At 56.0% G+C, this 12,054-nt stretch carries 14 protein-coding genes; 9 read left to right on the top strand and 5 right to left on the bottom strand.

Annotated features, from left to right (window positions below; genetic code table 11):
- Window positions 1-237: 237 nt before the first annotated feature.
- The 5 genes from urtE to urtA all read right to left on the bottom strand — a co-directional run bounded on the left by urtE (window position 238) and on the right by urtA (window position 6,202).
- A complete protein-coding gene (urtE, locus tag ACRZ96_RS13425) occupies window positions 238-933 on the bottom strand; it encodes an urea ABC transporter ATP-binding subunit UrtE (protein ID WP_480707328.1) in 696 nt (231 codons plus the stop codon).
- Between the two features lie 3 nt (window positions 934-936).
- Window positions 937-1,677, bottom strand: coding sequence for an urea ABC transporter ATP-binding protein UrtD (gene urtD / locus ACRZ96_RS13420; protein ID WP_170424910.1), 741 nt, complete (start codon window positions 1,675-1,677; stop codon window positions 937-939).
- Complete coding sequence (gene urtC / locus ACRZ96_RS13415) at window positions 1,674-2,903, bottom strand: urea ABC transporter permease subunit UrtC (protein ID WP_480814730.1); 1,230 nt, start codon at window positions 2,901-2,903, stop codon at window positions 1,674-1,676. The genes urtD and urtC overlap by 4 nt, the downstream gene beginning before the upstream one ends.
- 3 nt (window positions 2,904-2,906) lie before the next feature.
- Window positions 2,907-4,859 carry an urea ABC transporter permease subunit UrtB gene (urtB, locus tag ACRZ96_RS13410; RefSeq protein ID WP_480707326.1) on the bottom strand — a complete coding sequence of 651 codons (1,953 nt, stop codon included), beginning with the start codon at window positions 4,857-4,859 and terminating at the stop codon, window positions 2,907-2,909.
- A gap of 62 nt (window positions 4,860-4,921) precedes the next feature.
- Window positions 4,922-6,202, bottom strand: a complete 1,281-nt coding sequence (gene urtA / locus ACRZ96_RS13405) for an urea ABC transporter substrate-binding protein (protein WP_170663014.1) — start codon at window positions 6,200-6,202, stop codon at window positions 4,922-4,924.
- A 443-nt stretch (window positions 6,203-6,645) separates the two neighbouring features.
- Here urtA and ACRZ96_RS13400 point away from each other — a divergent pair, with 443 nt between their 5' ends.
- From ACRZ96_RS13400 to ureG, 9 genes are all read left to right on the top strand, one after another.
- Complete coding sequence (locus tag ACRZ96_RS13400; RefSeq protein ID WP_480814729.1) at window positions 6,646-7,413, top strand: urease accessory protein UreD; 768 nt, start codon at window positions 6,646-6,648, stop codon at window positions 7,411-7,413.
- A 1-nt stretch (window position 7,414) separates the two neighbouring features.
- Entirely contained in the window at window positions 7,415-7,717 is a 303-nt protein-coding gene (locus ACRZ96_RS13395; RefSeq protein WP_223117016.1) for an urease subunit gamma, read from the top strand.
- Window positions 7,718-7,730: 13 nt separating this feature from the next.
- Window positions 7,731-7,892, top strand: a complete 162-nt coding sequence (locus ACRZ96_RS13390; protein ID WP_170392785.1) for a peptidase M23 — start codon at window positions 7,731-7,733, stop codon at window positions 7,890-7,892.
- Window positions 7,889-8,194: an urease subunit beta gene (locus ACRZ96_RS13385; protein ID WP_170402578.1), complete on the top strand. Its 306-nt coding sequence runs from the start codon at window positions 7,889-7,891 to the stop codon at window positions 8,192-8,194. The genes ACRZ96_RS13390 and ACRZ96_RS13385 overlap by 4 nt, the downstream gene beginning before the upstream one ends.
- A complete protein-coding gene (gene ureC / locus ACRZ96_RS13380) occupies window positions 8,194-9,903 on the top strand; it encodes an urease subunit alpha (protein ID WP_480814728.1) in 1,710 nt (569 codons plus the stop codon). The genes ACRZ96_RS13385 and ureC overlap by 1 nt, the downstream gene beginning before the upstream one ends.
- A gap of 121 nt (window positions 9,904-10,024) precedes the next feature.
- The gene (locus ACRZ96_RS13375) at window positions 10,025-10,249 is read left to right on the top strand and encodes a DUF1127 domain-containing protein (protein ID WP_170392788.1); all 225 of its coding nucleotides are present in this window, start codon (window positions 10,025-10,027) and stop codon (window positions 10,247-10,249) included.
- Window positions 10,250-10,277: 28 nt separating this feature from the next.
- Window positions 10,278-10,730: an urease accessory protein UreE gene (locus ACRZ96_RS13370; RefSeq protein ID WP_170392789.1), complete on the top strand. Its 453-nt coding sequence runs from the start codon at window positions 10,278-10,280 to the stop codon at window positions 10,728-10,730.
- Entirely contained in the window at window positions 10,714-11,367 is a 654-nt protein-coding gene (locus ACRZ96_RS13365) for an urease accessory protein UreF (RefSeq protein ID WP_480772086.1), read from the top strand. Before ACRZ96_RS13370 ends, ACRZ96_RS13365 begins: the two co-directional genes overlap by 17 nt.
- Window positions 11,364-11,993 carry an urease accessory protein UreG gene (gene ureG / locus ACRZ96_RS13360; RefSeq protein WP_170636300.1) on the top strand — a complete coding sequence of 210 codons (630 nt, stop codon included), beginning with the start codon at window positions 11,364-11,366 and terminating at the stop codon, window positions 11,991-11,993. Before ACRZ96_RS13365 ends, ureG begins: the two co-directional genes overlap by 4 nt.
- Window positions 11,994-12,054 lie beyond the last annotated feature (61 nt).

Here is a 12,054-nt window from a genome sequence, read left to right as displayed (position 1 = left end):
TGCACGCCACTACCCAAATTGCGATACAAATTGGGGGAAAGGCCAAGCATAACCTCAGTACGATATGAAGTCCTTCACTTGATCAAAACAATTCTCCGCTCAAGGCAGGGGTCAGCGAACGACGGTATCTCAAAAGGAAAAACTGTTAGTACTTAACATGTTCGTAGGGTCAAACTATGTCCCGAACTAAATCTGGATTTCATCCTTCACTTCCGAAAGCAATTTCAAGTATCAGCACTAGACTGTTACAGCCTGCAGCAACTCACCGCGTGTCACGTCTTCCCTGGTGCCGTTGCTTATGACTTCTCCTCGTCGCAACGCGATAAATCTGTCGGCAAGTTCATAGGCAAAGTCAAAGTATTGCTCCACCAGAATGATTGCCATTCCGCTCGTGGTTCTGAGGTGTCGGATGACTTCGCCTATCTGTTGGATGATGTTGGGCTGAATACCTTCGGTCGGCTCGTCCAACAGAAGCAGGCCTGGTCGTGTTATCAATGCCCGTGCAATCGCCAGCTGTTGCTGCTGACCGCCAGAAAGGTCACCTCCGCGACGGTTTTGCATCTGTTTGAGGACCGGGAACATATCAAATATATCACCTGGAATGAAATGTTCGCTGGCAGGCAGACAGGCATACCCCGTTTCAAGATTTTCGCGAACTGTGAGCAAAGGAAATATCTCACGACCTTGTGGGACATAGGCCACACCTTTCCACGCCATTTGATGAGCAGGCAGGACGCCCAGAATTTCCCCGTCCAGTTCCAGACTGCCGCCCGATCGCGGATGCGTACCTGATATTGCTTTCATAAGGCTGGTTTTCCCGACACCATTGGTCCCCATGACGCAAGTCACTTCACCTTGTCTGGCTTCCATGGAAATCCCGTTGAGGATTTGCGAATGCCCATAATGCAAAGTCAGTTCTGTTAGCTTCAGCATTGTTTAGCGCCCTAGATATACGTCGATGACGTCCTGGTTAGATGTCACGTGATCAAGACTGCCTTCAGCCAAGGCGGACCCTTCGTGTAGAACCGTGACTTTGCAATTCAGGCGTCGTACAAATTCCATATCGTGTTCCACCACGACAACGGCACGGGTTCTGGCGGCTTGTACTAGCAAGTCGGTGGTGTGTTCGCGCTCCTGCGGTGTCATGCCAGCGGCAGGCTCGTCCACCAGCAAAAGTCGTGGCTCCTGAGCCAGCAGCATGCCAATTTCCAGCCACTGCTTTTGACCGTGGCTCAGTTCACCAGCTTTGCGGCTTAAACTCTGATTCAGACCGATTTCGACAGCCAGATCTTCAACTTTTTGCAAATCGTCAGTGGAGGTTCGATAGAAAAGCACGTGAAGCCAGCCACGTTTGTTCTGAAGCGCCATCAACAGGTTTTCCTGCACGGTCTGGTCTTCGAAAACCGTGGGTTTCTGAAACTTCCTTCCGATCCCAGCCTGCGCGATCTTTGCCTCGGACAGCCCCAACAAAGATACCGATTTCTCCCCCCAGATGACACGTCCTTCATCGGGCCGGGTTTTACCTGTAATGATGTCCATGAACGTGGTCTTGCCTGCCCCGTTTGGGCCGATCACGGCGCGAAGCTCGGCCTCGCCGATCTGAAACGACAAGTTGTTGATAGCACGGAAACCATCGAAAGTGACCGAAACGCCGCTAACCTCAAGCAAAGTGCTCATTCGATGGCCTCCTTCTCGCGCAGAGCGCCGTCATCCGGTCCCAGATTTGCCCCATGCCTGTCCGGGTGGCGGCTGTCGGTCCACAAGTCGAACAATCCTCCGATACCCTGCGGGGCGAACAGCGTAACCAACACAAAAGTTATGCCCAATAGCACCTGCCACCAGTCGACCCATTTGATCGTGTAAAATCCAAGCGGAATATCCGGGGCCTGTCCGCCCGTGAACCACGTGCTCAGAAGACTGACAAAAGCTGCACCAATTACCGCGCCATACAATCGGCCTCGTCCACCGATGGCGACCCAGACGGCCAAATAGATCGAGGCGATAGGGGCCATTTCCTCGGGATTGATGATGCCTGCTTGCGGGTAATAAAGCGCGCCGGCAATGGCTGCGATACAAGCAGTCAGGGTGAAGACGGCCAGCTCGAATACCTCGACTGAATAGCCAAGGAAGCGCACCCGTGCCTCGTTATCGCGAATGCCGCGGATGACCGAGCCGAACTTGCCTGACACGATCCAGGCTGCCAGCATATAGCCCAGACCCAAGGCCAGCGCCGAGGCCCAGAGGAACCAGATCGACACCACGTCCTGCGAGGCGGTGACACCTGGCAGGTTCTGCAGGCCGGACAAGCCGTTGTTCCCACGCAACCCGCTGTCGTTCTGAAACAGATACAGGGCCAGTGCCAACGTCATCGCCTGTGTCAGGATCGATAGGTATACACCGGTGACACGGCTCCGGAAAGCCAACCATCCGAAGACCAGCGCCAACAGACCCGGGACCAGCACAACCAGGATCAGTTGCAGGGTCAGGCTGTGGGAGAACGCCCAGATCAACGGAAACTCCGACGATCCGACAACGCCAAAGACTTGTGTTCCAATCGCGTCCACCACTTCGGACGACGTCGGTGGAATTTCGGCCTGTGCCAGCGAGTCGACCACGATCAGGCGGGTGCGTTCGTACATCAGCCACATGCCGATCATGTAGCCCCCCAGCCCGAAGAAGGCGAAGTGACCCAGTGACAGGATGCCGGTGAAGCCCCAGACCAGATCCATCGCCACTGCGATCAGGCAAAGGCACAGGGTTTTGCCCAGCGTTTTGACGAAACTGGTCGAGATTACACCGATCCCGAATCCCTCGGACAGGATGGTTACGCTCAGGGTGAACAGGGACAGGATGGCAAGAAAGACCAGCACGGATGGGTTCTTGGCGATAAAGCTGCGTTCCATGGCTCAATCCCCCGCCGCGCGACCCTTGAGGGCGATAATGCCCCGCGGCCGAAACTGGATGAAAATGATGATGAAGATGATCATGTAGGTTTGGGCCGCGAGGGTGTTCGACGGGTTCATCCACTCGATCCCCTTCTGCAAGAAGCCGATCATGCCCGCACCTGCAAGCGCGCCCCAGATGTTACCAACACCACCCACAACCACTGTCATGAAACTTTGCACGATATAGTCGCTGCCCAGATCGGACGTGACCTTGGCGAATAGGCCAATCGCGACCCCGGCGATGCCGGCAATGCCGGAGCCAAGCCCAAAGGTCAGCATATTCACTCGCCCGGGATTAATCCCCATTGACGCCGCCATGCGCGAGTTCTGCGTTACTGCACGCATCTCAAGCCCTAGCCTCGTCCGCTTGATGATGTAGAGGAAAAGTCCCAGAAAAATAAGCGCCAGAACGAAGATCGCAATGCGGATGTAGCTGATTGAAACCACGTCATTCAGCATCCACGAACCATCCAACCAACCTGGAGCAGTCAGCGGGCGCGCCTGCGTGCCAAAGATATTCTTGGCCAGTTGCTGTAGGGCAATTGAGATGCCGAAAGTCGCCAGCAACGTCTCCAACGGGCGAGCGTAAAGCCAGCGGATCACCAACCGCTCCATAGCGACGCCCATCGCGAAGGTGACGGCAAAAGCCATTGGAATAGCAACCATGATCGAAAGCGTATGATCAGGGATAATCTGCTGCACCACGTAGCCAGTATAGGCACCCATCATGATGAACTCGCCATGGGCCATGTTGATCACGCCCATCACGCCGAAGGTGATGGCCAGACCGATGGCGGCGAGGAAATAGATCGACGCCAGTGAGATCGCGTCCAGCGTCAGGTCGAGTGTTTGGTTCAGGCCGACCTTCAGTTCGATCTGTTGCAGGGCTTTCTCTGCTGCTTCAGTGACCTCGGCAGATGGCTCACTGTAGGTTTCGAAGAATACATGCGTGTTAACTGCAGCGTTGACATCCGCCTTCGTGACCAAGGCTGGCACAGTCCCCGCCTCTGCCAGAGAGGTATACGCACGCGCGCGCATTGCATCTGAATTCAGCTGTGCGACGGGAGTACCACCTACACGACCACCTTCTATATTGGCCGCCAGTGCCGATCTGATATCTTCCGCCGAAACACGCGGTGCGGCCAGGTTTCCTGCAACGAGCAAGTCATATGCTTCATCAGACGTTAAGGCGTCTGACCCCGCTTCAAGAATAACGGCGACGTTCAGGTCCTGGGGCAATTCGGTAGCGGCTTGGCGGGCAGTGACGACCAACGGGTTCAGAGCCGCACGAACGTCTACGCCCAGATCGCCGGACATTTCTTCGATTGCGGCCACGCGGGCTGCGGCATCTTCGTCAAAACCGATCGTCAGCAACCGTTCCAGCCGCTGCTTTTGCGCCTTCAATTCTGCTTCGGGTTCATCCCCTATCGAAGCGCGAAGTGGCTCCAAGAGTGCACTTTCGGGATCACGTTGGATGGATTGCAATGCGGCCAGACGTTTTGCGCGATCCGGATCGGTCAGTTGGAACCGGACCAGAGCGGTCCCGATCATCGCGCGGATACCGCTGTTGGGCTTCAGCTGCCTAAGCTCGGATTTCTCAAATGTACCGACGACTTCTCCGGTATCGAAGTCGGTCAATTCATACGACCGCCCCTCTCCTTTCTGGCCAGCGAAGAACAGACCGTCCGACTTGCGCATCCACATGTTCTTGGCTGCCCATGTCTCAAGCATCACTTGCGCTTGGGGCAAGCCGCTTGACGCAATCGCATCAATCGCCGGTTTGATCGTCTTGCGCGAGCTTTTGGCGATGATCTCCTGATGCTCTTGCAGGATCGGTTGTAGACCGACCTCTTGAGCGTTGGCAGTCAGGCAGGCGCACAGGATTGCGAGGCCCGCAAGGAAAAGTCGTACCATGTGGTGAAACCCGAATGTCTTTTGTGGCAAGGCGGGCAAACAAACCCGCCTTGCGTGGTCTGTTAGTAGTTCGACAGGGTCTGAACGCAGGTCTTGGTCTCGGTGTTGTACATACCGCAACCCAGCTCTTTCCAATCCGAGACGAGCACAGCCGACTCCGGCAGGAAGTCGGTCCAGGCGTCACCCGGCACGACATCAGTCTCACTGATGATATCGAACTGGCCGTCTTCCTGAATCTCGCCGATCAGAACCGGTTTCGCGAGGTGATGGTTCGGCAGCATCACAGCGGTGCCTCCGGTCAGGTTCGGGAATTCCTGCCCATACATCGCGGCGCGCACGGCATCGACCTCGGTCGAACCGGCCTCGGTCGCGGCGTTTACCCACATGTTGAAGCCGATGTAATGCGCCTCCATCGGGTCATTGGTCACACGTTCATCACCCATGGTGGCTTTCCAGGTGTCCACAAATTCCGCGTTGGCCTCAGTATCCGCCGACTGGAAGTAGTTCCAAGCGGCGAGGTGACCGACGAGGTTGGTGGTGTCCAAACCGGACAGTTCTTCCTCACCGACCGAGAAGGCCACGACCGGAATGTCATCTGCCGAAACACCAGCCGCTGCCAATTCCTTGTAAAAACCAATATTGGCGTCACCATTGATGGTCGAGATCACACCGACTTTTTTACCATCCGCGCCCAGCGCGACCACGTCCGCCACGATCTTGGACCAGTCGGAATGGCCGAAAGGCGTGTAATTGACGAAGATATCTGCTTCCGCGATACCTTTTTGCTTCAAATAGCTTTCCAAGATATTGTTGGTGGTCCTGGGGTAGACATAGTCTGTGCCGAGCAGAGCGAATTTCTCGACCCCCAGTTCCTCCAGGAAATAGTCCGTGGCGGGGATGGCCTGTTGGTTCGGAGCGGCACCGGTATAAAAGACGTTTTTAGAGCTTTCTTCGCCCTCATACTGGACCGGATAGAACAGAAGACCGTTTAGTTCCTCGATCACTGGCAGAACCGACTTGCGGCTCACCGAAGTCCAATTGCCAAAGATTACATCCACCTCATGGACGGTTAGCAGCTCACGCGCTTTTTCGGCAAACAGAGGCCAGTCAGAGGCCGGGTCGACCACGACAGCTTCAAGCTGTTTACCCAACAGACCGCCCTTGGCGTTTTGCTGGTCAATCAGCATCAGCATGGTGTCTTTCAACGTCGTTTCCGAGATCGCCATCGTACCGGAAAGCGAATGCAGCACTCCAACCTTGATCGTGTCTTCGGTCGACAAGGCGGCGGTGGCCATGACAGCAAATGCTGCCGATCCGGCGAGTGTGGATTTGATCGATTTCATGTGATCCTCCTGGCGGGGCCGGGAGAGAGGGCTTGCGCAAAGGCACACTCTTCTTCTACCTGATCCCCGCAACTGTTGTTGCGTTCCGTGTGGCGGTTGTGTTCGAGGTCCAATTCGCGCAGCCGTCACACACCCCCGGGTCATCTCCGCGGCGGCACCCATACGGTTTCTGCATCGCAGCAAGCTTGGCAACTTACCTTTAACCCAATTCGGAAAATCGGCGCGATCCGCCTATTTTTTCATCCAAGACCGAGGTCGCTGTCTAAAATTTAGCCGCGCGATGTCGAATTAAGCAGATTTCGACACTGTAGATTAGTGTTCCGCCCCTTCAACAGAGAAACAAGTGGCACCAATCAAAGCTCCAAAGGTGCCCTATTACACACGTTGCAGCCATATTGCCTACGCACAGTGCTATTCCACCGCGCGCTGCAGGTGCCGTCAGTTTGAGTACCAAGCAATTGGGTGACAGGACGGTGCTGAACAAGTTTCGCCAGTCCGGGTCTTATAAATGTCTGTTCCCCAGAACCAACACACCTGATCTTGACGCGGTTCTTCTTAACACGGCAGGCGGCGTAACCGGAGGCGACTCATTTCGACTTTCCGGTAAGGCAGCAAAAGGAACGGCGCTGACTTTGACAACACAAGCCTGCGAGCGCGCCTACAAGGCCAAGCCGCAAGAATGTGGCCAGATTACCAATCATCTGACTGTTGAGACTGAAGCCCGGCTGAACTGGTTGCCGCAAGAGACTATTCTGTTCAATGGCAGCGCTCTGGAGCGACGCCTGAAAATCGAGATGGCGCCAGATGCCGAGATGCTGATGGTAGAGCCGCTGGTCTTCGGCCGTATTGCGATGGGCGAGACGCTGACCGATATCCGTCTAAACGATCGGATCGAGATACGGTACCAAGGAAAAAAGGTGTTCCTTGACGCGATCCAGTTCTCGGGTGATTGGCACAAACATCTGTCCAAACCGCATATTGCAAACGGCGCGGGTGCGATGGCGTTGATCGTCTTCGTATCGGTGTCAGCCGAAGGTCATCTGAATGCCATTCGTCAGATGCTGCCCGATACCGCAGGTGCAACTATGATCCGCAATGACCTGTTGGTTGCTCGTGTTCTTGCCAAAAACAGCTTTGCCCTCCGTCGCACATTGATGCCTATCTTGCGACGGTTGAACAAAGACGCGCTACCTCGATGCTGGATGCTTTGACATGAACCTGACCCCTCGCGAAAAAGACAAACTGTTGGTCGCCATGGCCGCCGAAGTCGCCCGCAAACGGCTGGACCGCGGCGTCAAACTGAACCACCCCGAGGCGATCGCCCTGATCACCGATGCCGTGGTCGAAGGTGCACGCGATGGGCGTTCAGTTGCTGACATGATGCAAGTCGGGGCCGAGGTGATCACCCGAGAGCAATGCATGGAAGGTGTGCCCGAAATGATCCACGAAGTTCAGGTCGAAGCCACCTTTCCAGATGGCACCAAGCTGGTGACCGTCCACAACCCCATTCGCTGAAAAGGAAACCAATATGACACGCATGCTTTTCCCCGCCCTGATCTTCGCTGGCCCGGCAGCCGCCCATAACGGAACGCATATCCACGCCCACGGCACCGATTATGCGGCGATGGGCGTTGGGCTGGCGGTTGTTGCGCTGGCTGCTGTCGCGCTGATCACAAAGCTGAACAAATGATCCCCGGGGAGCTGTTCCCGGCTGATGGTGAAATTACCCTGAACCCCGACACTGATGCGATCACTTTGATGGTCGCCAATACCGGCGACCGCCCGGTTCAGGTCGGCTCACACTACCATTTCGCCGAAACCAACCCGGCGCTCGACTTTGACCGAACTGCCGCGCGTGGCCTGCGCCTGGACATTGCGCCAGGCACCGCTGTGCGGTTCGAACCGGGGCAGGCCCGCGAAGTTTCGCTGATCCCGATCAGTGGTGCGCGCAGGGTCTACGGCTTCAATCAAAAGGTCATGGGGGCACTCTGATGCCAGCAAAGATCAAGCGCTCAGACTACGCCGCGATGTTCGGCCCGACCGCAGGGGACAAGCTGCGGTTGGCCGACACCGATCTTGTGATCGAGGTCGAACGTGATCTGACCAGCTATGGCGAAGAGGTCAAGTTTGGTGGCGGAAAGGTAATCCGCGACGGGATGGGGCAATCTCAGACCACGCGTGCCGAAGGCGCTGTGGATACGGTCATCACTAATGCTCTGATCGTTGATCACTCGGGCATCTACAAGGCCGACGTTGGCCTGAAAGACGGGCGGATCGCCAAGATCGGCAAGGCGGGAAACCCCGACACACAACCCGGTGTCGACATCATCATAGGACCCGGAACCGAGGCCATTGCTGGCGAGGGTCGTATCCTGACGGCAGGTGGGTTCGACAGTCATATCCACTTTATCTGCCCGCAACAGATTGAAGACGCACTACATTCCGGCCTGACCACCATGCTGGGCGGTGGCACAGGTCCTGCGCATGGGACATTGGCCACCACTTGCACCCCCGGTCCATGGCATATCGGGCGGATGTTGCAAGCGACGGATGCTTTCCCGATGAATCTGGCCTTTGCGGGTAAGGGCAACGCTTCGCTGCCTGCCGCGCTCGAAGAACAGGTCAAAGCCGGAGCCTGTGCCCTGAAACTGCACGAGGACTGGGGAACCACCCCGGCCGCCATTGATTGCTGCCTGTCGGTGGCCGACGCGATGGACGTGCAGGTGATGATTCACACTGACACGCTCAATGAATCAGGCTTTGTCGAAAACACCGTGGCGGCCATGAAGGGTCGCACTATCCACGCCTTCCACACCGAAGGCGCAGGCGGAGGCCATGCCCCGGATATCATCAAGATCTGCGGCGAGAACCACGTTCTGCCGTCCTCCACCAATCCCACGCGGCCCTTCACCGTGAACACGGTTGAGGAACATTTGGATATGCTGATGGTCTGTCACCACCTCGACAAATCCATCCCCGAGGACGTGGCCTTTGCCGAAAGCCGCATCCGGCGTGAGACGATCGCAGCCGAAGATATACTGCACGACATGGGCGCATTCAGCATCATCGCGTCTGACAGTCAGGCTATGGGTCGGGTCGGAGAGGTTTTGATCCGCACGTGGCAAACCGCTGACAAGATGAAGAAACAGCGCGGGCGCCTGGCCGAAGAAACCGGTGAGAACGACAACTTTCGCGTCCGTCGCTATATCGCCAAATATACGATCAACCCTGCTATTGCCCATGGGCTCAGCCACGAGATCGGGAGCATCGAGGAAGGCAAACGCGCTGACCTCGTCCTTTGGAACCCGGCCTTTTTCGGCGTGAAGCCCGAGATGGTTCTGCTAGGCGGCACCATAGCCTGCGCGCAAATGGGCGATCCCAACGCGTCGATCCCTACACCGCAGCCGGTTTATAGTCGGCCGATGTTTGGCGCTTACGGACGGTCGGTGGAAAACTCGGCGATCACATTTGTCTCGCAGGCGGCCCACGCGGATGGGATCGGTGATACACTGGGATTGGCAAAGCAAACCGTCGCCGTCCAAAACACACGAGAAATTGGCAAGCAGGATCTTCTGCTGAACAACGCGACACCGCATGTCGAGGTCGACCCGGAAACCTACGAGGTGCGTGCGGATGGCGAATTGCTGACTTGCCAACCCGCCGAAACGCTGCCGATGGCGCAACGATATTTTTTATTCTGATCAAAAAATGTGCTGCGTTGCGGCGCGTGCAAGGCAGCAATGACCAAATACGCACTTCTAAGTGAGGCCAATATGACAGATATAAAAACCCATGGGAGGACCAACGTTTACGAGGGTCCAAATGGCACACTCAGCAACACATACAAACACGCGCTTTTCGCTGGCCGGTTTAATCGTATCCATCGGGTCGTCAATTTACTCGGCCCTGATCAGCGTAGCCGAAGCACAATCTCGCGTCCGGCAAGTCGAATTCCTGCAATCGCTCAGCGACGAAGAGCTGAAAAACCGCGGTCTGACGCGCGAACGGATCGTGCACCGAGTGTTCTCGGACTCAATCTGGCTCTGACTATTCCCGCTGCAGAGGAGGTGATGGTATGACCGCCCTGCTCTGCACTGCGCGCCAGTATTCGGATCACACGCATGGCGATCCGGCAGACTGTCTCTCGTTGACCTACGACGACCGTTTTTTGCGGCGTAAGGTTCTTACCTGCGAAAGCGGCGAACAGATTCTCATCGATCTCGCGCAAACGACCTCACTGAACCACGGTGGCGCGTTGGTTTTGGACGACGGTCGCGAAGTGGAAATACAGGCAGCACCGGAAGTGTTGCTGGAGGTAAAAGCACCGGACCTGACACGTATCGCCTGGCATATCGGCAATCGGCACACGCCTTGTCAGATCGAAAAGACCCGCCTGTTGATCCAAGTCGATCACGTCATCCGTGATATGCTTCTTAAAATCGGAGCAAAGGTGCGAGAGGTGAATGAACCATTCAACCCCGAAGGCGGGGCCTATGGCCACGGCAGGACCCATGGCCACACCCACTGACGCCGACATCCTGACGCTGACACAATGGTTGTCCCCTGCCTATCCTGTAGGGGGGTTTGCCTACTCTCACGGGCTTGAAGCTGCGATTGACGGGGGAACTGTCGCGAATTCTCGGGATACTGAAGCCTGGATTTCAGATGTGCTGGAACATGGCTCTGGGTGGAATGATGCTGTGTTCGTTGTGGCGGCCTTCAACGCGCATGACAAAGAAGAACTGATCAACGTCGATATCGCGGCGCGCGCCTTTTGTGCGACATCCGAAAGGCTCATGGAAACCGAGTTGCTGGGACAGGCCTTCGGAAACGTCACTAAAGGTGTCTGGGAATTGGACCTTGGGCAATTCACCTACCCCGTCTCGATTGGACGGGCTGCAAGACTTCAAAACCTTCCCTTGCAGCTGACGACCAAGATGTTTCTGCAAGCATTCGCAAGCAACCTTGTCGCCTGTGCGACGCGTCTTGTACCACTGGGACAGACCGATGCGCAGCGGTTGATCCGCCAGCTGACACAGTTGTGTGCCCAGATTGCTGAAAGGGCAAAAAAGGCGAGCCTGGATGAGTTAAGCTCTACCGCGTTCTTGGGGGACATTGCGGCCATGAAGCACGAAACACAATATTCGAGGATTTTCCGCACATGACCAGTATGAACGGCCCGCTTCGCGTAGGTATTGGAGGCCCAGTAGGAGCCGGAAAAACCACTTTGACCGCCGCCTTGTCTGAAGCGCTGCGCGATGTCTGTTCGGTGGGAGTTATTACTAACGACATATATACGCAGGAAGATGCCGAAGCGCTGATGCGCATGCAGGTCCTGCCGCGGGACAGGATCATCGGCGTCGAAACTGGCGGTTGCCCGCATACAGCAATTCGCGAAGACGCCTCGATCAATTTGGCCGCCGTCGCCGAGATGCAGACACGTCATCCGGATCTCGATATTGTTTTGATTGAAAGCGGAGGCGACAATCTATCAGCCACATTCAGCCCGGAACTGGCGGATCTGACCATCTACGTGATCGATGTCGCTGCAGGCGAAGAAATACCCAGGAAAGGCGGGCCGGCGATTACGAAATCAGACATCCTCGTAATCAACAAGACCGACCTTGCACCGCATGTTGGCGCTTCGCTGCAAGTTATGGAACGTGATGCGAAAATGATGCGTAAAGGAAGGCCCTTCTTGTTTTCGTCACTTCGTCACAGAAGCGGGGTCGACGCAATTGTGGATCTGCTTGTGAAAGGCGGAGGTTTAAGGGTTTCGGAAGCGAATTAATCCCCGAGACGAAGAGGCTAAGATAGCTCGCCAATTAGCCCATTCCCAAGCCCTTAACACC

This window comes from Ruegeria sp. CF1 (assembly GCF_056537445.1).
This window is presented reverse-complemented; position numbering and strand designations above follow the sequence as displayed.